Annotated in this window: 21 protein-coding genes and 1 pseudogene; all 22 read left to right on the top strand. The window is 71.1% G+C overall.

Annotation, left to right across the window (positions count from 1 at the left end; genetic code table 11):
• The first annotated feature begins 6 nt into the window (after positions 1 to 6).
• The 22 genes and pseudogenes from AC0NZN_RS01115 (at position 7) to AC0NZN_RS01010 (ending at position 22,297) form a co-directional block, all read left to right on the top strand.
• Positions 7 to 1,581, top strand: coding sequence for a Rieske 2Fe-2S domain-containing protein (locus tag AC0NZN_RS01115; protein ID WP_474590427.1), 1,575 nt, complete (start codon positions 7 to 9; stop codon positions 1,579 to 1,581).
• 163 nt (positions 1,582 to 1,744) lie between these two features.
• On the top strand, positions 1,745 to 2,272 hold the full coding sequence (locus AC0NZN_RS01110) for a DoxX family protein (RefSeq protein WP_474590426.1): 528 nt from the start codon (positions 1,745 to 1,747) through the stop codon (positions 2,270 to 2,272).
• A gap of 80 nt (positions 2,273 to 2,352) precedes the next feature.
• On the top strand, positions 2,353 to 3,075 hold the full coding sequence (locus AC0NZN_RS01105) for a DUF5995 family protein (RefSeq protein ID WP_474590425.1): 723 nt from the start codon (positions 2,353 to 2,355) through the stop codon (positions 3,073 to 3,075).
• A 91-nt stretch (positions 3,076 to 3,166) separates the two neighbouring features.
• A pseudogene (gene pyrR / locus AC0NZN_RS01100) lies at positions 3,167 to 3,703 on the top strand (bifunctional pyr operon transcriptional regulator/uracil phosphoribosyltransferase PyrR); the annotation flags it as partial.
• A 5-nt stretch (positions 3,704 to 3,708) separates the two neighbouring features.
• Positions 3,709 to 4,671 carry an aspartate carbamoyltransferase catalytic subunit gene (locus AC0NZN_RS01095; RefSeq protein WP_474590424.1) on the top strand — a complete coding sequence of 321 codons (963 nt, stop codon included), beginning with the start codon at positions 3,709 to 3,711 and terminating at the stop codon, positions 4,669 to 4,671.
• A complete protein-coding gene (locus AC0NZN_RS01090; protein ID WP_474590423.1) occupies positions 4,668 to 6,002 on the top strand; it encodes a dihydroorotase in 1,335 nt (444 codons plus the stop codon). The genes AC0NZN_RS01095 and AC0NZN_RS01090 overlap by 4 nt, the downstream gene beginning before the upstream one ends.
• Positions 5,999 to 6,520: a PH-like domain-containing protein gene (locus AC0NZN_RS01085; RefSeq protein ID WP_474590422.1), complete on the top strand. Its 522-nt coding sequence runs from the start codon at positions 5,999 to 6,001 to the stop codon at positions 6,518 to 6,520. The genes AC0NZN_RS01090 and AC0NZN_RS01085 overlap by 4 nt, the downstream gene beginning before the upstream one ends.
• The gene (carA, locus tag AC0NZN_RS01080; protein ID WP_474590421.1) at positions 6,517 to 7,665 is read left to right on the top strand and encodes a glutamine-hydrolyzing carbamoyl-phosphate synthase small subunit; all 1,149 of its coding nucleotides are present in this window, start codon (positions 6,517 to 6,519) and stop codon (positions 7,663 to 7,665) included. Before AC0NZN_RS01085 ends, carA begins: the two co-directional genes overlap by 4 nt.
• Positions 7,658 to 10,945: a carbamoyl-phosphate synthase large subunit gene (gene carB / locus AC0NZN_RS01075; protein WP_474590420.1), complete on the top strand. Its 3,288-nt coding sequence runs from the start codon at positions 7,658 to 7,660 to the stop codon at positions 10,943 to 10,945. Before carA ends, carB begins: the two co-directional genes overlap by 8 nt.
• Positions 10,942 to 11,757: an orotidine-5'-phosphate decarboxylase gene (pyrF, locus tag AC0NZN_RS01070; protein WP_474590419.1), complete on the top strand. Its 816-nt coding sequence runs from the start codon at positions 10,942 to 10,944 to the stop codon at positions 11,755 to 11,757. The genes carB and pyrF overlap by 4 nt, the downstream gene beginning before the upstream one ends.
• Before the next feature lie 7 nt (positions 11,758 to 11,764).
• The gene (gene gmk, locus AC0NZN_RS01065) at positions 11,765 to 12,688 is read left to right on the top strand and encodes a guanylate kinase (protein WP_474590418.1); all 924 of its coding nucleotides are present in this window, start codon (positions 11,765 to 11,767) and stop codon (positions 12,686 to 12,688) included.
• A gap of 44 nt (positions 12,689 to 12,732) precedes the next feature.
• Positions 12,733 to 12,987 (top strand): DNA-directed RNA polymerase subunit omega, encoded by a 255-nt coding sequence (rpoZ, locus tag AC0NZN_RS01060; protein ID WP_474590417.1) that lies wholly within the window; start codon positions 12,733 to 12,735, stop codon positions 12,985 to 12,987.
• Between the two features lie 102 nt (positions 12,988 to 13,089).
• A complete protein-coding gene (gene metK / locus AC0NZN_RS01055; protein WP_474590416.1) occupies positions 13,090 to 14,283 on the top strand; it encodes a methionine adenosyltransferase in 1,194 nt (397 codons plus the stop codon).
• Positions 14,284 to 14,296: 13 nt separating this feature from the next.
• A complete protein-coding gene (locus AC0NZN_RS01050) occupies positions 14,297 to 16,294 on the top strand; it encodes a primosomal protein N' family DNA-binding protein (RefSeq protein WP_474590415.1) in 1,998 nt (665 codons plus the stop codon).
• A gap of 8 nt (positions 16,295 to 16,302) precedes the next feature.
• The gene (gene fmt, locus AC0NZN_RS01045; protein WP_474590414.1) at positions 16,303 to 17,223 is read left to right on the top strand and encodes a methionyl-tRNA formyltransferase; all 921 of its coding nucleotides are present in this window, start codon (positions 16,303 to 16,305) and stop codon (positions 17,221 to 17,223) included.
• A gap of 62 nt (positions 17,224 to 17,285) precedes the next feature.
• The gene (locus AC0NZN_RS01040; RefSeq protein WP_474590413.1) at positions 17,286 to 18,647 is read left to right on the top strand and encodes an RsmB/NOP family class I SAM-dependent RNA methyltransferase; all 1,362 of its coding nucleotides are present in this window, start codon (positions 17,286 to 17,288) and stop codon (positions 18,645 to 18,647) included.
• A gap of 26 nt (positions 18,648 to 18,673) precedes the next feature.
• The gene (gene rpe / locus AC0NZN_RS01035; RefSeq protein ID WP_474590412.1) at positions 18,674 to 19,351 is read left to right on the top strand and encodes a ribulose-phosphate 3-epimerase; all 678 of its coding nucleotides are present in this window, start codon (positions 18,674 to 18,676) and stop codon (positions 19,349 to 19,351) included.
• Between the two features lie 47 nt (positions 19,352 to 19,398).
• Entirely contained in the window at positions 19,399 to 19,662 is a 264-nt protein-coding gene (locus AC0NZN_RS01030; RefSeq protein WP_474590411.1) for a phosphoribosyl-ATP diphosphatase, read from the top strand.
• A 41-nt stretch (positions 19,663 to 19,703) separates the two neighbouring features.
• On the top strand, positions 19,704 to 20,546 hold the full coding sequence (gene hisG, locus AC0NZN_RS01025) for an ATP phosphoribosyltransferase (RefSeq protein ID WP_474590410.1): 843 nt from the start codon (positions 19,704 to 19,706) through the stop codon (positions 20,544 to 20,546).
• A gap of 1 nt (position 20,547) precedes the next feature.
• Entirely contained in the window at positions 20,548 to 21,327 is a 780-nt protein-coding gene (hisF, locus tag AC0NZN_RS01020; RefSeq protein WP_474590409.1) for an imidazole glycerol phosphate synthase subunit HisF, read from the top strand.
• Positions 21,324 to 21,698 (top strand): phosphoribosyl-AMP cyclohydrolase, encoded by a 375-nt coding sequence (gene hisI / locus AC0NZN_RS01015; RefSeq protein WP_474590408.1) that lies wholly within the window; start codon positions 21,324 to 21,326, stop codon positions 21,696 to 21,698. The genes hisF and hisI overlap by 4 nt, the downstream gene beginning before the upstream one ends.
• Positions 21,695 to 22,297 carry a Trp biosynthesis-associated membrane protein gene (locus AC0NZN_RS01010; protein WP_474590407.1) on the top strand — a complete coding sequence of 201 codons (603 nt, stop codon included), beginning with the start codon at positions 21,695 to 21,697 and terminating at the stop codon, positions 22,295 to 22,297. The genes hisI and AC0NZN_RS01010 overlap by 4 nt, the downstream gene beginning before the upstream one ends.
• Positions 22,298 to 22,336 lie beyond the last annotated feature (39 nt).

Raw genomic sequence — 22,336 nt, 5'->3', positions numbered from 1 at the left:
GACTCCATGCGGATCACGGGGCTCGGTCACGCCGGCATGTTCATCGAGACCAAGGGTGGCAGCATCCTGTGCGACCCGGTGCTCGGGCCGAGCTTCTTCGGCTCCTGGTTCCCGTTTCCCGACAATCGCGGCCTCGACTGGGAGCGCTTCGGCGCCGCGGACTTCCTCTACATCTCGCACCGCCACCGCGACCACTTCGACCCGGTGCTGCTGGAGAGGTACGTGCCGAAGGACATCAAGGTCCTGCTGCCGGAGTACCCGACCGACGACCTCGAGACCGACCTGCGCAGACTCGGCTACGACAACATCGTCTACACCCAGGCCGGCGTTCCCCTCGAGTTCGGCGACCTCAAAGTCATGGTCACGCCACTGCGTGCGCCGAGCGACGGCCCCATCGGCGACTCGTCGCTGAGCGTCGACGACGGCACGGCGAGCATCCTGAACCAGAACGACTCGCACCCCCTGGATCTTGAGAGGCTGCTGTCGTTCTCGAAGCCCGACGCGTACTTCACGCAGGTGTCGGGCGCCATCTGGTGGCCGATGGTCTACGACCTGCCGCACGACGCGAAGCAGAACTTCGCGCGGCTCAAGCGCGATGCGCAGAACAAGCGCGCCATGTACTACATCGAGAAGGTGGATGCCGAGCACGTCTTGCCGATGGCCGGCCCGCCGATGTTCCTGCGCGAGGAGCTGTTCCGCTACAACGGCTGGGGGCTCCAGGACGACGCGATCTTCACCGACCAGCAGCAGTTCCTCGATCACATGGCCGAAGAGCGTCCTGACCAGAAGGGCTACCTCTTCCTGCCCGGCACGCAGGTCGACCTCGACCACGCCGACCTCACGGTGACCCAGACGCTGTTCTCCGATGCCGAGATCGAGCGCATCTTCGGCCAGAAGTGGGACTACCTCGCCGAGCAGCGCGACACCCGCCAGGACGAGATCCGGGCCGAGGAGGCGCGGCGCGCACCGGCGCTCGCGCCCGCGGAGATGCTCGCGGCGATCAAGGAGTGGTGGGAGCCGCTGCTGCGCCGCGCGCGCACCATCCGCGACGGCGTCGGCGGCAACGTGCGCTTCCGCATCGGCGAGCTCGACATGGTGGTGGACTTTCCCAAGGCGAAGGTCCGCGAGTATGCGGGGGAGGAGTGCATCTACTGGTACACGATCCCCGCAGACCTCGTCTCGACCAACATCGCGGACCACGAGATCGACTGGTCGAACTCGATCTTCCTGTCGATGCAGTTCGAGGTCGGACGCAGCGGCAAGTTCAACGAGTTCCTCACGACGTTCTTGAAGTGCCTGTCGCGCGACCGCATCGAGTACGTCGAGAACTGGTACGCGGAGCAGTCGGATCAGACGGAGGACGCGCAGCTCGGTGACTGGATCGTCCAGCGTCGCTGCCCGCACCTGCGCGCCGACCTCACCAAGACCGGCAAGATCGAGGACGGCGTGCTCACGTGCAGCCTCCACGACTGGAGCTGGGACCTGCGCAGCGGCAAGTGCCTCACGAGCCAGGGACACGGCATCCGCGCCCGCGCCGTCGAGGACGAGCTGTTCCGCGGCGCCACCGTTCCGGCCGCCTGAGCACCGCCGCGAAACCCGCCTTCGCTCGCGAGCCCGCCGACCGCGATCCGCCGTCGAGCGGCGGCGCGGCTCGCTGATACACGCGCTCCTCTCGTATCACGCCCGGGGAACCCGGCTCTTGATCTTCGGTTCTTCCAAACGAGAGACGAACGAAGGAGTCGCAATGACAACCATCCCTGTCCGTGCAGGATCCATGACCACGTCGGCTCCGGGCCGCGAGTCCGGGTGGGCGCGCGCCGTCCGATTCGAGGCCACCGTCGAGGGCGGCGTGAAGACGCTGCTCGAGCGCTGGTCGATCTCGGTGTTGCGCGTCGCGCTCGGGCTCGTGTTCCTGGTGTTCGGCCTGCTGAAGTTCGTGCCGGGCCTGAGCCCGATCGAAGCGCTCGTCATGCGAACGTGGCACTCGCTGTCGTTGGGGATCGTCACCGGCTACCCGGCCATGGCGATCACGGCCGCGATGGAGTCGCTCGTCGGCATCCTGCTGATCGCGGGCGTGTTCCAGCGCTTCGCCCTGGCACTGCTCGCCGTCACGTTCGTCGGCATCCTCTCGCCGCTCGTGTTCTTCACCGGCGATCTCTTCACGCCCGGCCCGACGCTGACCGCGCAGTACATCCTGAAGGACGTCGTGCTGGTCGCCGCCGCGATGGTGGTCGCATCCCGCGCCCTGCGCTCGGCCCCGCCGAAGAGCTGATGCCGCGCGCTGTGACGGGGCGGGACGGATCGAGAGGATCCGTCCCGCCCCTCGCCGGCGCGGGGCCTACACTTCCCAGTGTGTTCGCCTATGACGCGCAGATCCGGGCCGCGCTGCAGGTCCCGCTGTCGAGCATCGCCGACGTCGTCGCGCTGATGAAGACGATCGACGCGCTCGCCACCGACGGTGACGGGCTCAAGTGGTTCAACGGCCTGTACCTCACCGTCACCGAGACGGTCGGGACCCGCGCCGCCGCCCACGGATTCGCCGATGCCGGGTTCATGGCGGCCCTCGACGTGGAGTTCGCCCGGCTCTACTTCTCGGCGCTGGCGGACTTCCTCGACGGATCTCCGCTGCCCGGATGCTGGCAGGTGCTCTTCGCGGCTCGCGGCGACCAGCGGCTCGCCCGCATCCAGTGCGCCCTCGCGGGGATGAACGCCCACATCAACCACGATCTCGCCTTCGCGATCGTGACGACGTGCCAGGCGAGCGGCATCGCGCCGGATGACGGCAGCGTGCAGCACGGCGACTTCACCGCGCTCGACACCACCCTGGACAGCCTGATCGAGACCGCGAAGGCCCAGCTCGACGTGCGCCTGCTCGGGGACGCCCTCCCGCCGCTGGGCTTCGTCGAGAACACGATCGCAGGCTGGAGCATGAGCGCCGCTCGCCAGAACGCCTGGAGCAACGCCGAGGTGCTGTGGACCCTCGGCGGCCTCCCGCCGCTGCGGGACCGCTTCGCGCACGGCCTCGACGGTGTGACGACCGTCATCGGCAAGGCGCTCCTGATCCCGGTGCCGTAACGGAGGTCCAGCGGACGCTCCCGCTTCGATAGACTGGGCGGGCAACCCCAGCAACCTTTAACACCGTCCAGAGAGGCGGAGAAGGGAGCGGCGGATGAGCACGCGAACCGTGCTGCACGAAGCCGACATCGCTCGAGCCCTCACTCGGATCTCCCACGAGATCCTCGAGTCCAATCGCGGTCCCGACAATCTGGTGCTCCTCGGCATCCCGACACGCGGCGTGACCCTCGCCCAGCGGATCTCTCGCATCCTCGGCGAGATCTCCGGCGAGTCGATCGAGGCGGGCGCCCTCGACGTCACCATGTACCGCGACGACCTGCACCGCAATCCCACGCGCACGCCCCGCCCGACGCAGATCCCCGCCGGGGGCATCGACGGCAAGGTCGTCGTGCTGGTGGACGACGTGCTCTTCTCCGGGCGCAGCATCCGCGCCGCGCTCGACGCACTCCAGGACATCGGCCGGCCCGCCATCGTGCGCCTCGCGACGCTCGTCGACCGCGGCCACCGCGAACTGCCCATCCGCCCCGACTTCGTCGGCAAGAACCTGCCGAGCGCGCGCGACGAGCGCGTGCACGTGCGACTCGCCGAAGTCGACGGCGAGGACGCCGTCACGATCGAGGGGGAGTGAGCGCCATGAGGCACCTGCTCGAGACCAAGACCCTCGGCCGCGAGGATGCCCTGCGCATCCTCGACGTCGCCGAGGACATGGCCGACGCGCAGCAGCGCGAGGTCAAGAAGCTGCCGGCGCTGCGCGGGAAGACGGTCGTGAACCTCTTCTTCGAGGACTCCACGCGCACACGGATCTCGTTCGAGGCCGCCGCCAAGCGGCTGTCGGCGGACGTCATCAACTTCTCGGCGAAGGGGTCGAGCGTCTCTAAGGGCGAGTCGCTGCAGGACACGGCCCAGACGCTGCAGGCGATGGGGGCGGATGCGGTGGTCATGCGCCACGGCGCCTCCGGCGCTCCCCGGACCCTCGCGACGAGCGGCTGGATCACCGCCGGCGTCGTCAACGCCGGCGACGGGACGCATGAGCACCCGACGCAGGCGCTCCTCGACGCGTACACGATGCGCAAGCGCCGGTTCGGCGCCGACAGCCGGGGACGCGACCTGAGCGGCTACCGCGTCACGATCGTCGGCGACGTCCTGCACTCGCGCGTGGCCCGCTCGAACCTCTGGCTCCTGAACACCCTCGGCGCCGAGGTGACGCTGGTCAGCCCGCCGACGCTCATCCCGCAGGACGTGACCTCATGGCCCGCCCGCATCGGGTACGACCTCGACGAGGCGATCGCCGGCGGTCCGGATGCCCTCATGATGCTCCGCATCCAGCAGGAGCGCATGAACGCGGCCTACTTCCCGACCGAGCGCGAGTACGCGCGCACGTGGGGCCTGGACGCGGCCAGGCTCGCCGCACTGCCGGCCGATAGCATCGTGATGCACCCCGGCCCGATGAACCGCGGTCTGGAGATCTCCGCCGACGCCGCCGACTCGGCACGCTCGACCGTGCTGGAGCAGGTCGCCAACGGCGTCTCCGTGCGGATGGCCGTGCTCTACCTGCTCCTCGCCGGGGAGCGCAACGAGAAGGAGGACGCCCGATGACCGCCCTTCGACAGGATGCCGGCACCGCCGGTGCCGTGATCTACCGCGGAGCGCGACGGGAGGGCGGGGACGCCGCCGACATCCTGGTCGCAGACGGCCGCATCGCCGAGGTCGGCACCGGGCTCTCGCGGGCGGGCGCCTCGGTGGTGGATGCCGACGGACTCGTCGCCCTTCCCGGACTCGTCGACCTCCACACGCACCTGCGCGAGCCCGGGTACGAGGCCTCTGAGACGATCCTCACCGGCTCACGCGCGGCCGCGGCCGGCGGCTACACCGCTGTGTTCGCGATGCCGAACACGTCGCCGGTCGCCGACACCGCCGGCGTCGTCGAGCAGGAGCTGTCGCTCGGAGAGGCCGCCGGCTACGTCACCGTGCAGCCCGTCGGTGCCGTCACCGTCGGGCAGAAGGGCGAGCGCCTCGCCGAGCTGGGCGCGATGGCGTCCTCCCGTGCGCGGGTGCGGGTGTTCAGCGACGACGGCTTCTGCGTCTCCGACCCGCTCATCATGCGCCGCGCGCTCGAATACGTGAAGGCGTTCGACGGCGTGATCGCCCAGCACGCGCAGGACCCGCGGCTCACCGAGGGCGCCCAGATGAACGAGGGCGCGGTCTCGGCCGAGCTCGGCCTCGCCGGGTGGCCGGCCGTCGCCGAGGAGTCGATCATCGCCCGCGACGTGCTGCTCGCCCAACACGTCGGCTCCCGTCTGCACGTCTGCCACCTGTCCACGGCCGGATCGGTCGACATCATCCGCTGGGCGAAGGCCCGCGGCATCCAGGTCACAGCCGAGGTCACGCCCCATCACCTGCTCCTGACCGAGGAGCTCGTGCGCGGCTACGACGCCCGCTTCAAGGTCAACCCGCCCCTGCGCCGCGACGAGGACGTCCACGCCGTGCGCGCGGGGCTCGCCGACGGCACGATCGACATCGTCGCCACCGACCACGCGCCGCACCCGGACGAGTCCAAGTCGTGCGAGTGGCAGGCGGCGGCCAACGGCATGGTGGGACTCGAGAGCGCGCTCCGGGTCGTGCAGCAGGCCATGGTCGACACCGGGTTGCTGAACTGGGCCGACGTCGCGCGCGTCATGTCCCGCACGCCGGCGCGCATCGGCCGCCTCGATGGACACGGCCGCCCGCTCGCCGCCGGCGAGCCGGCGGAGTTCACGCTGTACGACCCGGCGGTCGGCGGAGTCTTCTCGTCCGGCGACCTCAAGGGCCGCAGCCGCAACTCGCCCTATCTCGGTCGCGAGCTGCCGGGCCGGGTCGTCTGGACGATCCATCGCGGCGTTCCGACGGTCGCCGACGGCGTCCTCGCCGAGACGGGGGTGCTCGCGTGAGCAATCTGCTGCCCGTCGTCCTGATCGCCCTCTTCGTGGCCGCCGTCGCAGTCGGGGCGGTGTGGGCGTGGATGCGCCGAGCCCAGCGCGATTCGACCCCGCTCATCGAGCACGGCGAGCTGCCGTCCGATGCCCATGTCCAGGCCGCGTTCGACTCGCTGTACGTCGCCACCACGCGCCACGAGGAGCCGCTGGAGCGCATCGCCGCCCCCGGCCTCGGGATGCGCTCGTTCGCCGGCCTGACCGTCGCGACCGAGGGCCTCGGGGTCGATCTCGGCGGCAAGACGCGCTTCGTCCTCACTCCCGATCGCATCCTCGAGGTCGGCCAGTCCACGGTCGCCATCGACCGCGTGGTCGAGAAGGACGGCCTCGTGCGCCTCGTCTGGCGCACAGACCTCGACACGACGGTCGACTCGTACTTCCGTCCCACGGATGCCTCGGCCCGCGCCCTCGCGCAGGCCGTGGCCGGCATCCTCCCCGTCTCACCCTCTGACTCCCAGACAGGAGCCGACGCATGACCTTCACGTCAGACCCCGCGGTGCTCGTCCTCGAGGACGGCACCCGCCACGTCGGGCGCGCCTACGGCGCCCGCGGCACGACCCTCGGGGAGGTCGTCTTCGCCACCGGCATGACGGGCTACCAGGAGACACTGACCGACCCCTCGTACGCGGGTCAGATCGTCCTCCAGACCGCCCCGCACATCGGCAACACCGGCATGAACGGCGAGGACCCCGAGTCTCGCCGCATCTGGGTCGCCGGCTACATCGTGCGCGACCCCTCCCGGGTCGTGTCGAACTGGCGCGCCGACCAGTCGCTCGACGGCGCGCTCGTCACCGATGGCATCGTCGGGATCAGCGGCATCGACACCCGCGCGGTCACGCGCCACATCCGCTCGGCGGGCAGCATGCGCGGCGGGATCTTCTCCGGGGACGCGGCATCCATCGATCCGGACGAGCAGGTGCGCATCGTGCGCGAGGCGCCGCAGATGGCGGGCCGGAACCTCTCCGCCGAGGTGTCGGTCGCCACGGCCGAGGTGACCGAGGCGACGGCGGAGCGCATCGGCAACCTCGCGGTGCTCGACCTCGGCGTCAAGCAGGCGACGATCGACAATCTCGCCGCACGCGGCTTCGAGGTGCACGTGCTGCCGCAGAGCGTCACGATCGACGAGATCCGGGCGATCGATCCCGTCGCGGTCTTCTACTCCAATGGCCCGGGCGACCCCGCCGCCTCGGATGACCACGTCGAGCTCCTGCGCGCGGTGCTCGACGACAGGCTGCCGTTCTTCGGCATCTGCTTCGGCAACCAGCTGCTCGGCCGCGCCCTCGGGTTCGGCACGTACAAGCTGCCGTTCGGCCACCGGGGCATCAACCAGCCGGTGCTGGACAAGGCCACCGGCCGCGTGGAGATCACGGCGCACAACCACGGGTTCGCCGTCGACGCCCCGATCGAGGGCGAGACGCAGAGCCCCAACGGCTACGGCCGCGTCGAGGTCAGCCACATTGGCCTCAACGACAACGTCGTCGAGGGCCTGCGGGCGCTCGACATCCCGGCGTTCTCCGTGCAGTACCACCCGGAGGCCGCAGCCGGACCGCACGACGCGAACTACCTCTTCGACCGCTTCCGCGACCTCGTCGTCGCGAACCTGGAGACCAAGAATGCCTAAGCGCGACGACATCAAGAGCGTCCTCGTCATCGGCTCCGGGCCGATCGTCATCGGCCAGGCGTGCGAGTTCGACTACTCGGGCACGCAGGCCTGCCGCGTGCTGCGCGAGGAGGGCGTGCGCGTCATCCTCGTCAACTCCAACCCGGCGACGATCATGACCGACCCGGACTTCGCCGACGCCACGTACATCGAGCCGATCACCCCGGCGGTCATCGAGACGATCATCGCCAAGGAGAAGCCGGATGCGATCCTGCCGACGCTCGGCGGGCAGACCGCGCTGAACGCGGCCATGGCGCTGCACGACCGGGGGATCCTCGAGAAGTACGGCGTCGAGCTCATCGGAGCGAAGGTCGACGCCATCCGCAAGGGCGAGGACCGCCAGATCTTCAAGGAGCTCGTGATCGAGGCCGGGGCGGACGTCGCGGCATCCGTCATCTGCCACTCGATGGAGGACCTCCTCGCCGGAGCCGAGCAGCTCGGCTACCCGGTCGTCGTCCGCCCGTCCTTCACGATGGGTGGCCTCGGGTCGGGGTTCGCCCATGACGAGGAGGACCTGCGCCGCATCGGCGGCGCCGGGCTGCACGACTCGCCGACGCACGAGGTGCTCCTGGAGGAGTCCATCCTCGGCTGGAAGGAGTACGAACTCGAGCTCATGCGCGACACGGCCGACAACACGGTCGTCGTCTGCTCGATCGAGAACGTCGACCCGGTGGGCGTGCACACCGGCGACTCGATCACGGTGGCACCGGCGCTCACCCTCACCGACCGCGAGTACCAGAAGCTGCGGGACATCGGCATCGACATCATCCGTGCGGTGGGCGTCGACACGGGGGGCTGCAACATCCAGTTCGCGGTGGACCCCGAGAACGGCCGCATCATCGTCATCGAGATGAACCCCCGCGTGTCGCGCTCGTCGGCCCTCGCCTCCAAGGCCACCGGATTCCCGATCGCCAAGATCGCCGCGAAGCTCGCCATCGGCTACCGCCTCGACGAGATCCCGAACGACATCACGCGGGTGACGCCGGCGAGCTTCGAGCCGACGCTCGACTACGTCGTCGTCAAGGTGCCGAGGTTCAACTTCGAGAAGTTCCCCAACGCCGACACGACCCTCACGACGACCATGAAGTCCGTCGGGGAGGCCATGGCGATCGGCCGCAACTTCGCGACGGCGCTCAACAAGGCGCTGCGCTCGCTCGAGAAGCGCGGGTCGAGCTTCCACTGGGGTGACGAGCCGCGCTCCGTCGAGGAGCTCCTCGCGGTGGCGGCGACCCCGACCGACGGCCGGATCATCGCGGTCCAGCAGGCGCTGCGCAAGGGCGCCACGGTGGAGCAGCTCTTCGAGTCGACGAAGATCGACCCCTGGTTCCTCGACCAGATCGTGCTCATCAACGAGGTCGCCGCGTTCGTCGCGGCCGCGCCCGAGCTGGATGCCGCGACCGTCCGCATCGCGAAGGAGCACGGCCTGAGCGATGCGCAGATCGCGCAGCTGCGCGACGAGCCCGAGGCCGAGATCCGGGGCGTGCGGCACGGCCTCGGCGTACGGCCGGTCTACAAGACGGTCGACACGTGCGCGGGCGAGTTCCCCGCCCTGACGCCGTACCACTACTCGAGCTACGACAGTGAGACCGAGGTGGCGCCGTCCGACCGGACGAAGGTCGTCATCATCGGCTCGGGCCCCAACCGCATCGGGCAGGGGGTCGAGTTCGACTATTCGTGCGTGCACGCGTCCTTCGCCCTGTCCGCCGCCGGCTACGAGACCGTCATGGTCAACTGCAACCCCGAGACGGTGTCGACGGACTATGACACGAGCGACCGCCTCTACTTCGAGCCGCTCACGCTCGAGGATGTGCTCGAGGTGCTGCACGCTGAGGCCCAGTCCGGCGTGATCCTCGGCGTCGTGTGCCAGCTCGGCGGCCAGACGCCGCTCGGCCTGGCGAAGGGCATCCAGGATGCGGGCTACCGCATCCTCGGAACGAGCCCCGAGGCGATCGACTTGGCGGAGGAGCGGAGCCTCTTCAGCGGCATCCTGAATGCGGCGGGCCTCATGGCCCCGCGCCACGGCACGGCGACGGATGTCGAGGGCGCAGTGGTCATCGCGGAGGACATCGGCTACCCCGTCCTCGTGCGGCCGAGCTTCGTCCTCGGCGGCCGCGGCATGGAGATCGTCTACGACACCGCGACCCTGCGCGACTACTTCGTGCGCGTCGCCGACCAGGCGATCATCGGTCCCGGCATGCCGCTCCTCGTGGACCGGTTCCTCGACGACGCGATCGAGATCGACGTGGACGCGCTGTACGACGGCACCGAGCTGTACATCGGCGGCGTGATGGAGCACCTGGAGGAGGCCGGCATCCACTCCGGCGACTCGAGCTGCACCCTGCCGCCGGTGAGCCTCGGGCGCGCCGATGTGGACAGGGTCCGCACCGCCACCCTCGCGATCGCGGAGGGCATCGGCGTGCGCGGCTTGCTGAACGTCCAGTTCGCGATCAGCGCCGACGTGCTGTACGTCATCGAGGCGAATCCCCGTGCGAGCCGCACGGTGCCGTTCGTGTCGAAGGCGCTCGGCATCCCGCTCGCGAAAGCGGCCTCCCGGATCATGGCCGGCGCGACCGTCGCCGAGCTGAAGGACGAGGGTCTCCTGCCCGCGGTCGACGGGTCGCGCGTCCCGCTGGACGCCCCGGTCGCCGTGAAGGAGGCCGTGCTGCCCTTCAAGCGCTTCCGCACGAAGGAGGGTCACACGGTCGACTCCGTGCTCGGCCCCGAGATGCGCTCGACGGGCGAGGTCATGGGCATCGACCGCGACTTCCCGACCGCGTTCGCGAAGAGCCAGGATGCCGCGTACGGCGGGATGCCGCTGTCCGGAACGGTGTTCATCTCGGTGGCAGACGGCGACAAGCGGGCCGTCATCCTGCCCGCGCACCGTCTTCAGCAGCTCGGCTTCACGCTCGTCGCGACCGAGGGCACGGCCGAGATCCTCGCACGCAACGGCATCCGGGTGGGCGTCGTGCGCAAGTTCAGCGAGACGCAGGAGGGCGGCGAGTCCAACATCGTCGACCTGATCAACGCGGGCGAGATCGACATCGTCGTGAACACGCCGAGCGGCATGTCCGCGCGGGCAGACGGCTACGAGATCCGAGCGGCGGCGGTGGCCGCCGACAAGGCCCTCTTCACGACGATCGCGACTCTGGGCGCGGCCGTGACGGCGATGGATGCGATGCAGGACGGCTTCGAGGTCACGAGCCTGCAGGAGTACGCCGAGGCCCGGGCGGCACGCGCGTGACCGACTTCGGCGCGCGGCTGGCCGGCGTCCTCGCGACGCACGGCCCGCTGTGCGTCGGAATCGACCCGCACGAATCCCTGCTCGCCGAGTGGGGGATGGATGCGTCGGCAGGCGGCGCCCGCGAGTTCGGGCTGCGCGTGATCGAGGCGGCCGCGGGCCGCGTCGGCATCGTCAAGCCCCAGGTGTCGTTCTTCGAGCGGCACGGGTCTGCCGGCTTCGCCGCGCTCGAGGACGTGCTGGCGGCGGCGCGCGCCGCGGGCCTGCTCGTGATCGCGGACGCGAAGCGCGGCGACATCGGATCGACGATGGATGCGTACGCCCGTGCGTGGCTCACTCCCGGATCACCGCTCGAGGCCGATGCGCTCACCGTCAGCCCGTACCTCGGAGTAGGAGCCCTGGCGGGCTCGTTCGACCTGGCCGCCGAGCACGGCAAGGGACTCTTCGTGCTCGCGGCGACGAGCAATCCCGAGGGCGCGACGATCCAGGCGGCCGACGCGGGGGAGCGGTCCGTGGCTGCGCAGGTGGCCGGCGAGGTCGGCGCCCGCAACGGCGGTGCGCGCCTCGGCTCCTTCGGTCTCGTCGTCGGCGCAACGCTCGACCGGGCTGCGTTCGGTCTCACGGACGACCTGCTGAAGGGAACGCCCATCCTCGCTCCCGGCTTCGGGTTCCAGGGGGCGCGTGCGCAGGAGCTGTCGTCGCTCTTCGGGGCGGTCGCGGGCAACGTGGTCGCCAGTGAGAGCCGCAGCATCCTCTCGGCCGGTCCGGCGGGTCTCGCGGCGCGCATTGCGGAGCGTGCCGCGCTGTACGCTTGAAAATCCCATGCCTGACAGCCGCACTCCGCCCGAGGTCGACCGCGTCGCCGCCTCCCGCAATGCCGTCGCCGCCCGTCGTGCCCGTGCCAGCCTGAAGCGCGATCTCGCCGCGCGCGTCGTCTCGCCTCAGACCGTCCTGTCCCGCGCGTTCGCCGACCCTTCGTCGACGGCCGGCACGCTGCGGATCACGGACTTCCTGATCTCCCTGCCGGCGATCGGCGAGGGAAAGCGCGACCGTATCCTGGACTCGCTCGGCATCTCGCCCGTCAAGCGCCTCGGCGGGCTCGGCACGCGCCAGCGCGGCGCCCTGCAGGCCTGGCTCGACGAGCGGATGCCGGAGCCCGCCCCGCGCGGCGGCCGCAGCAGGCTCATCGTGCTCGCCGGTCCCACCGCGGTGGGCAAGGGCACCGTTGCGGCCCAGATCCGCGAGCACCACCCCGACATCCACCTTTCGGTCTCGGCGACCACGCGTCCGCCGCGGCCCGGCGAGGTCGACGGAATCCACTACTTCTTCGTCGACGACGCCGAGTTCGATCGCCTCGTCTCCACGGGTGCGCTGCTGGAACACGCGACCGTGCACAACAAGTACCGGTACGGCACGCCGCGCGAGCCGATCGAGCGCGTGCTGGACGCCGGCGGGACGGCCCTGCTCGAGATCGACCTCCAGGGCGCCCGCCAGGTGCGGGCAGCCGCGCCCGACGCGACGCTCGTGTTCCTGCTACCGCCGAGCTGGGACGAGCTGGTGCAGCGACTCGTCGGCCGCGGCACCGAAGACGCCGAGGAGCGGGCGCGGCGGCTGCGGACGGCGAAGGTCGAGCTGGCCGCCCAGAACGAGTTCGACTACCGCGTCGTGAACGAGGATGTCGCCACTGCGGCTCGAGAGGTCGTAGAATTGGCTCAGGCGCCTTCGCGCGCGCTTCCGCGCGCCTGAGCGCCGCATCTTTGCCGCCACACCCGAAACCAGGAGGATTCGCCATGGCCGGAAACAATCAGGGCATCATCGAGCCCGCGATCGACAGCCTTCTCGAGAAGGTCGACTCGAAGTACCAGCTGGTGATCTACGCATCGAAGCGCGCGCGTCAGATCAACGACTACTACTCCGACCTGCACGAGGGGAACCTGTTCGACAACGTGGGCCCGCTCGTCGACTCGACCGTCGAGGACAAGCCGCTCACGATCGCCCTTCACGAGATCAACGAGGACAAGCTGCGTCTGCGCCACGCTGAGTGACGTATGACCTCGCGCGACGGCCGGCGGACGCATGTCCCCGGCCGTCGGCATACTGGTCCGCACGCCGCCGCCCGATTGTGAGCCACTGATCCTGGAGGGTCGATGACAGAACTGCGCCTGTTCACGTCCGAGTCCGTCACCGAGGGCCATCCCGACAAGGTCTGCGACCAGATCTCGGACAGCATCCTCGACGCGATCCTCACCGACGACCCGCACGGGCGCGTCGCGGTCGAAACGCTTGTGACGACCGGGCTCGTCCACGTCGCGGGCGAAGTGTCGACGAGCACGTATGTCGAGATTCCGGCGATCGTCCGCGACGTCGTGACGAGCATCGGCTACACGTCGAGCGACATGGGCTTCGACGGCGATTCGTGCGGCGTCAGCGTGTCGATCGGCGCCCAGTCGCCCGACATCGCCGCCGGTGTCGGCAACGCGCTCGAGCACCGCGAGGGCGGGTCGGTCGACCCGCGCGACGCGCAAGGCGCGGGCGATCAGGGCATCATGTTCGGCTACGCGACGACCGAGACGGCCCAGCTCATGCCGATGGCCGCCTGGACGGCGCACCGCCTCGCCGAGAACCTGGCCGGTGCGCGGCGGGGCGGACGGCTGCCGTTCCTCCGCCCGGACGGCAAGACCCAGGTCACGCTCGGCTACGAGGGGGCGGTTCCCCGGACCATCGAGTCCGTGGTCCTCTCCACGCAGCACCACCCGGACGTGAGCCAGGCCGAACTGCGCGCCCTCGTGCGCGAGGAGGTCATCGACCCCGTGCTGGAGTCGACGGGCCTCGACGCCTCCGACGTGACCTACCTCGTCAATCCGGCCGGGCCCTTCGTGATCGGCGGTCCCAAGGGTGACGCGGGCCTGACCGGCCGCAAGATCATCATCGACACCTACGGCGGCGCATCCCGTCATGGCGGCGGCGCCTTCAGCGGCAAGGACCCCTCGAAGGTCGACCGCTCGGCCGCATACGCCATGCGGTGGGTGGCGAAGAACGCGGTGGCGGCGGGCTTCGCCGACCGCCTCGAAGTGCAGGTCGCCTATGCGATCGGCGCTGCGCATCCCGTGGGCCTCTACGTCGAGACGTTCGGCACGGGCCATGTCGCGGACGAAACGATCGTCTCGGCCATCCGCGAGGTCTTCGACCTGCGGCCCAAGGCGATCATCGACGACCTCGACCTGCTCCGCCCGATCTATCGCCAGACCGCGGCGTACGGACACTTCGGACGCGAGCTGCCCGACTTCACGTGGGAGCGCCTGGACCGCGTCGACGACCTGCGGCGCGCCGCAGGCCTCTGACCCGGGCACCTCGATGACGGTGCGGCGCATCGCGCGCGTGCTCATCGACTCGCCCTTGCCGCAGCTCGACCGGCTCTTCGACTACGCGATTCCCGACGAGCTCGCGGAGGACGCTGTGCCCGGCGTCCGGGTGCGGGTGCCGCTGCGCACCGCGGGTCGGGTCGTCGACGGCTACCTCGTGGAGACCGCGGATGCGGACGACTCCGGCGAGCCGAAGGATCCGCCTCCACGGCCGCTGTCGGAGCTGGACGCCGTCGTGTCCACCGTGGCGGTGCTCCCGGAGCGACTCTACGCGCTCGCACGCCGCGTCGCCGATCGTGCCGCCGGCTCGGCGAGCGACATCCTGCGTCTGGCCATCCCGAAGCGGATGGTGCGTGTCGAGAAGGCGTGGTGCGCCGGCGACCCTCCCGTCGCCGAACCCGTGACAGCAGACGCCGCCCAGTGGGCGCAGGGCGAGCTTCGCCCCTTCCCGGGCCTCGCCGACGCGCTCACGGAGGGGCGGCGCATCGCCGTCGACGCACCCCCCGTGCCCGTCGAGCTGCCCTCGGGCCAGACGACCGGCCGGTGGGCGACCCTCCTCGCAGCCGCTGCGACACACGTGCTGGCGGCCGGTCGGAGCGTCGTCGTGGTGGTCCCGGACCACCGCGATCTCGACGGCGTCGCGGCTGCCCTCGAGGGCAGGATCCCGGCATCCGCCCTCGTCCGCGACGACGCGAGCCAGAGCGGACCCGCGCGCTACGGCGCCTACCTGCGACGGCTCGCCGACGCGCCCTGCGTCGTGATCGGCAATCGCTCGGCGGTCTACGCTCCTGTGCACGACCTCGGACTCGTCGCGATCTGGGATGACGGCGACCCGCTGCTGGCGGAGCCGCTGAGCCCCGGGGTGCATGCGCGCGACGCCGCTCTCGTGCGCCAGGAGCTCGATGGAGGAGCCCTGCTGATGCTCGGCCACACGCGGACGACGGACGTCGAACGTCTCGTGACGGTGGGCTGGGTCCACGACCTGCCGGCCGGACGCCGCGTGTCCCCGCGGGTCGTCCTGAGCCCGCCCGACGCCCGCGGTGCGCGCATCCCGTCGGCGGCATGGGCCGCGGCTCGCGACGCGCTCGCCGACGGGCCTGTGCTCGTCCAGGTCTCGCGTCCCGGCTACGCCCCGGCGCTCGTGTGCGCAGACTGCCGTCGCCCGGCCCGGTGCGCCCACTGCACCGGGCCCCTACGGGCGCGCCGACCCGGCGTGACCCCCGGGTGCGCATGGTGCGGCCGTGCGGCGACGGGCTGGACATGCGGGAACTGCGGGTCGGACAAGGTCCGCATGGCGTCCTCCGGCAGCGAGCGCACGGCCGATGAGCTGGGCCGCGCGTTCCCCGGTGTGCGCATCGTCGTCGCGGACGGCGCGCATCCGGTGCTCCGCGTGGATGCTCGGCCCGCCCTCGTCGTCGCCACCCGTGGCGCGGAGCCGGTCGCCGACGGCGGGTACCGCGCCGTCCTCCTGCTCGACGGGGAGCGGATGCTGATGTCCGAGGATCTCCGGATCGGGGAGTCGTGCCTGCGCTGGTGGTCGAACGCCGCCGCGCTCGCGCGACCCGGGGCGCCGGTGCACCTCGCGGGCGTCGTCGGGCCCGTCGCGCGCGCCCTCGCCACGTGGTCCCACGCCGCCTACGCCCGGAGCGAGCTCGCCGAGCGGGCACCGCTGCGGATGCCGCCCGCGGTGCGGGTGGCCGCGGTCGAAGGCGTACCGGCCGCTGTCGCGGGAGCGCTGGGCGCACTGCGCGAGGCGGTGCCGGCGCTCGCCGGCGACGCCGTCGTCGGTCCGATCGCCGTCGGGGACGATTCCGCCCTCCACCGCGCGCTCGTCCGCTTCGACTACGCCCAGGGTCGTGCCGTCGCGGAGAGTCTCCGAGCCTCGGTCGTGCACGCCGCCCTGACGAGCAGACGGGCTCCGCGTGACCGCGGTCCCCGGGCCCGGAATACACTCAAGGTGCGGCTCGACGTGCTCGAGCCCGAGCTGTGAGGAGATCCATGCGCGTCGTCTTCGCCGGGACCCCTGAGCCGGCTGTTCCCTCGCTGCGGCTGCTCGCCGCCTCCCGGCACGAGATCGTCGCGGTCGTGACACGCCGCGATGCACCCCTCGGCCGCAAGCGCATCGTGACCCCGTCGCCGATCGCGAGCGCGGCCGAGGAGCTCGGTCTTCCGGTCCTCAAGACCGATCGACTGGATGCCGAGGCCACCGCGCGCATCGCCGCGCTGGACCCGGACCTGGGCGTCATCGTCGCCTACGGCGGCCTGGTCCGCGAGCCCCTGCTGTCGACGCCGAGGCTCGGCTGGATCAACCTCCACTTCTCGCTCCTGCCCCGCTGGCGCGGCGCGGCCCCCGTGCAGCACGCGCTCATCGCCGGCGACGAGGTCGTCGGCGCGGCCGTGTTCCAGCTGGTCCCCGAATTGGATGCCGGTGACGTGTACGCATCCCTCGAACACCGGCCGGTCGGCGGCGAGACGGCCGGCGATGTGCTCGACGACCTCGCCCATCGCGGTGCCTATCTGCTCGAGGATGTGGTCGACCAGCTGGCCGCCGGGACGGCCGTCGCGACGCCCCAGGAGGGGAGTCCCACACGCGCACCCAAGCTGACGTTCGACGACGGTCGGGTCCGCTGGGACGAACCGGCGCACGACGTCCTGAACCGCGTCCGCGGCGTCACCCCCGAGCCGGGCGCGCACGCGGAGCTCGACGGCGCGCGGGTGAAGATCCTCGCGGCGCGCACCGCCGCCACGGCCCATGAGCTGGCTCCCGGCGAGGTGGCGCTCGTCGGCAAGGACGTGCTCGCCGGAACCGCCGACGAGCCGATCGTGCTCGTGACGGTCCAGCCCGCGGGTCGCGGATCGATGGCGGCCGCGGACTGGTGGCGCGGGCTCCGCGGCATCGGTCCCGTGGTGCTGCGATGAGCTCGGCGTCCGCTCGCACCGCATCGTCGTCCGGTCGCTCCGGAGATCACCGGCCGGGAGGAGTGACCTCGGCGCGCCTCGTCGCCTACGACACGCTGCGCGCCGTGCACGAGTCCGACGCGTACGCGAATCTCCTGCTGCCGCGAGCCATCGCCTCGGCTCGGCTCTCGACGGCGGATGCGGCGCTCGCCACGGAGCTCGCCTACGGCACGCTGCGCCGCCAGGGCACCTACGACGCGGTGATCGCGCTCGCCGCCGACCGGCCGGCGCACGATATCGATCCCGCCGTGCTCGACGCGCTGCGGCTCGGCGTGCATCAGCTGCTCGCAACGAGGATCGCCTCGCATGCCGCCGTCAACGAGTGCGTCGAGCTGGTGCGGAGGGCGAGCGGGAAGGGCGCGGCCGGATTCGCGAACGCCGTCCTGCGCCGCGTGTCGCGCGAGACGCCGGGGGAGTGGATGTCGCAGGTCGAGGCATCCGCCCGCAGCGAGGACGAGCGCATCGGCCTGCGCAGCGCCCATCCCGTGTGGGTCGTGCGGGCGCTGCGGCGGGCTCTCGCCGCCGAGGGTCGCGCGGACGAGCTGGACGATCTCCTTCATGCCGACAACGAGGCGCCCAAGGTCACGATGACCGCTCTGCCCGGACTCGCCGACATCCCGGAGTCCGCCTCGCGCACCCCCTACTCGCCGACCGGGTTCCGTCTCGGCGGTGGGGACCCTGAGCCCATCGTCAACGGCTCCCACGGACGGCTGCGCGTGCAGGACGAGGGATCGCAGCTCGCGGCCTACGCGCTGACGCACGCCGCGCCGATCGCCGAGGGCGAGCGCTGGCTCGATCTGTGCGCCGGCCCGGGCGGCAAGACCGCGGTCCTGGCCGCGGAGGCATTGGCGCACGGCGCGCAGCTCGAGGCCAACGAGATCGCCCCCGCACGGGCCGGTCTGGTTCGTCAGGCCCTCGCCGCCGTTCCCCTCGAGGTGCCCGTGAGCGAGGAGGACGGCCGCCTCCGCGCGACCGCCGCCCTGGAGACGTACGACCGCATCCTCGTCGACGCGCCCTGCACCGGCCTCGGGGCCCTGCGGAGACGGCCGGAGGCGCGTTGGCGCAAGACGCCGGCCGACGTGCCTGAGCTCGTCGCCCTGCAGCGGGAGCTCGCATCCACCGCCATCGGCGCCCTCAAGCCGGGTGGGATCCTCGCGTATGTCACCTGCTCGCCGCACCTCGCCGAGACGAGCGGCGTGATCGCGGACCTCCGCCGTGACTGGGGGGACCGCATCGAGGAGATGGATGCGCGGGCGGTGCTGCAGTCCGTCGCCCGGACGCCGCTCGACCTCGCCGAGCCCGCGGACGGATCGGGGCGGGCGCAGCTGTGGCCGCACCGCCACGGCACCGACGCGATGTTCATCGCGCTGCTGCGCCGACGCTGACCGCGGGCGCCCAGGATAATGGGCGCGTGCCCGATCTTCCCCCCGCGCCGCGCATCAACCCCAGCATCCTCGCCGCCGACTTCGCGAACATGGAGGCCGAGCTCGCCCGGATCGCGGCCGCCGACTTCGTCCACGTCGATGTCATGGACAACCACTTCGTGCCGAACCTCACGTTCGGTCCTCAGATGGTCGAGCGCATCCAGGCGACGAGCCCGATCCCGCTGGATGTGCACCTCATGATCGCGGATCCCGACCGCTGGGCTCCCGGCTACGCCGAACTCGGCGCGGCATCCGTGACTTTCCACCTCGAGGCGGCCGCCGAGCCCGTGGCGCTCGCGCGGCGCCTGCGCGAGATCGGTGCGCGCGCCGGCGTGGCGGTCAAGCCCGCCACGCCTGTGGAGGGTCTGTTCGACCTCCTCGACGATTTCGACCAGATCCTCGTGATGACGGTGGAGCCCGGCTTCGGCGGCCAGTCGTTCATGAGCGAGATGATGCCCAAGCTGCGGCGCCTCGCGGACGAGGCACGGCGCCGGGGGAGCTCGGTGTGGCTCCAGGTCGACGGGGGGATCGGGGCATCCACCATCGAACAGGCTGCGGAAGCGGGCGCCGACACCTTCGTCGCGGGCTCGGCCGTGTTCGGTGCCGACGATCCCGAGCGCGCGATCGCGGCGCTGCGCGAGACCGCCGCGCGGCACCGTCACTGAGCGACGCGGCGGTCCGAGCCGGTCCGCCGCTTCGCTACGCTGGCAGGGTGAAGACGTTCGACTCGCTGTTCGCCGAGCTCACCGCGACCGCGGCCGAGCGGCCCGCCGGTTCCGGCACGGTCGCGAGCCTGGACGCGGGCGTGCACGCGATCGGCAAGAAGATCGTCGAGGAGGCCGCCGAGGTCTGGATGGCGGCCGAGTACGAGTCGAAGGATGCGGCGGCCGAGGAGATCTCGCAGCTGCTGTACCACCTGCAGGTGATGATGCTCGCGAAGGGCCTGCAGCTGGAGGACGTCTACCGACATCTGTGAGCGAACGCCCATCCGTCCGCCACGAACCGAAAGCAACCCCGATGCTGCGAATCGCCGTGCCCAACAAGGGCTCACTCGCCGACACCGCCGGCGATATGCTCGCGGAGGCCGGATACTCCGGCCGCCGCGACGCGAAGGATCTCTACGTCTCCGACCCCGTGAATGAGGTCGAGTTCTTCTACCTGCGTCCGCGTGACATCGCGACCTATGTGGGAGCCGGTGCACTCGACGTCGGCATCACCGGTCGCGACCTGCTCCTGGACGCCCGTATGCCCGGCGCCCGCGAGATCGAGGCGCTGGGCTTCGCGGGCTCGACGTTCCGCTTCGCGGGTCCCCCCGGCCGATTCACGTCACTGGAGGATCTCAACGGGATGCGGGTCGCCACGGCGTACCCGGGTCTGGTCGACGGCTACCTCGACGCGCACGGCGTGGCCGTGGATCTCGTGCCGCTCGACGGGGCCGTCGAGTCCGCGGTGCAGCTGGGCGTCGCGGACGCCGTCGCCGACGTGGTCTCCACGGGCACCACGCTGCGCCAGGCGGGTCTGGAGATCTTCGGCCCTGTGCTCCTCGAGTCGGATGCGGTGCTCATCGCCGGGCCCACGGAGGCCGAGGGAACCGAGACGTTCCTGCGCCGCCTGCGCGGGGTCATGGTGGCACGCCGCTACGTACTGATCGACTACGACCTGCCGGCGACCCTCGTCGATCAGGCGACATCGATCGCCGGCGGCATCGAGTCCCCGACGATCTCTCCGCTGCGCGATCCGGAGTGGGTGGCCGTGCGGGTCATGATCCCGCGCTCGGGCGTCAACCAGGTGATGGACCAGCTCTACGCGATCGGCGCCCGCGCCATCCTCGTGACTGCGATCCACGCCGCAAGGCTCTGACATGACGCTCGCGACCCGGGTCATCCCGTGCCTCGACGTGGCCGGCGGCCGCGTCGTGAAGGGCGTCAACTTCGAGAACCTCCGCGACATGGGCGATCCCGTCGAACTGGCCCGTCTGTACTTCGATCAGGGCGCGGACGAGCTGACGTTCCTCGACGTCACGGCCACGGTCGACGACCGCGCGACGACCTACGACGTCGTCCGCCGCACCGCCGAGCAGGTGTTCATTCCGCTCACGGTGGGCGGTGGCGTGCGCTCAGCGGACGACGTGGCGCGGCTGCTGTCGGTCGGAGCCGACAAGATCGGCGTCAACTCGGCGGCCATCGCGCGTCCCGCGCTCGTGGACGAGATCGCCGACCGCTTCGGCGCGCAGGTGCTCGTCCTGTCGCTCGACGTCAAGCGCAGCGGCGTCACCGAGTCCGGCTTCGTGGTCACGACCCATGGCGGCCGGACCGAGACGAGCCTCGACGCCGTGGAGTGGGGGCGTGAGGCCATCGAGCGCGGTGCGGGCGAGCTGCTCGTGAACTCGATCGACGCCGACGGCACCAAGGCGGGCTTCGACCTGGAGCTCGTCGGCCTCATGCGCGAGATCTCGAGCGTCCCGGTGATCGCCTCGGGCGGCGCCGGCAAGCTCGAGGACTTCGCGCCTGCGGTGCACGCGGGCGCGGACGCCGTGCTCGCGGCATCCGTCTTCCACTCCGGCCAGCTCACCGTGGGCGCCGTCAAGCGCGCGCTCGCTGCCGCAGGCATCGACATCCGCGAGACGCGGGAGGGCTCATGACCGACACTTCTGTTCCCGAACCTGTCGAGGACCGCGTGGCGCGAGTCGCCTTCAACGCCGACGGTCTGGTGGCCGCGATCGTCCAGCAGTGGGACACGCGCGAGGTGCTCATGCTCGGATGGATGGATGCCGAGGCCCTGCGCCGCACGCTCACGAGCGGCCGGGTCACCTTCTGGTCGCGCTCCCGTCAGGAGTACTGGCGCAAGGGCGACACCTCCGGCAACATCCAGCTCGTGCGTGGTGCGCGCCTGGACTGCGACGGCGACACGATCCTCCTCGAGGTCGACCAGATCGGGCCCGCCTGTCACACGGGCACGCGCACCTGCTTCGACGCCGACGACCTCGATCCGGTTCGGGGCCCGGAGCGATGAGGGCGCGCGCGAGGCTGATCTCGGTCGTCCTCATGCTCATCGCGGGCGCGGTGGGCGTCGTCTCGTCGACCCAGACGTGGCTGACGGTCACGGTGGACGTGGGCTCGTCGCACGACCTGCCCGTGCCGGGCGCCTCGGCGCTGCCGATCCTCGCCCCGCTCAGCCTCGCCGTCATGGCGCTGGGGCTCGCCCTCTCGATCGTCGGGCGTGCCCTGCGCTACGTGTTCGGTGCGCTGAGCGTCGTGATCGCTGCGATCCTCCTGTGGCAGACCGCCGTGATCGTCTTCACCCTGCCCGTGAGCGCGGTGCAGGCAGTCGTCACCAAGGCGACCGGCATCGCCGGGCTCGGCCCCATCGGCCAGCTCGTCGAGAGGATCACCGCGACCGCGTGGCCGGCGATCACCCTGCTGGCGTGGGTCGTCCTCGCCGTGGCGGGGATCCTCACGCTCGCCACGGCCGGGGGCTGGGGCACCGGCGGCCGGCGCTATCGTGCCGACGCCGCCCCGCATGCAGCCGCATCCGGTCCGCTCGACGCGATCGACTCGTGGGACGATCTGTCCCGGGGTCAGGATCCCACCGCCGGCGAACAGCCCCGATAGACTGGCCGGGCGCAGTCGCGCTCGCCCCCGAAGGAGAAA

It is taken from the genome of Microbacterium sp. sgz311019 (genome assembly GCF_056135325.1).
Note: the sequence above shows the minus strand (reverse complement) of the source record. Positions and strands in the feature narration are given on the sequence as shown.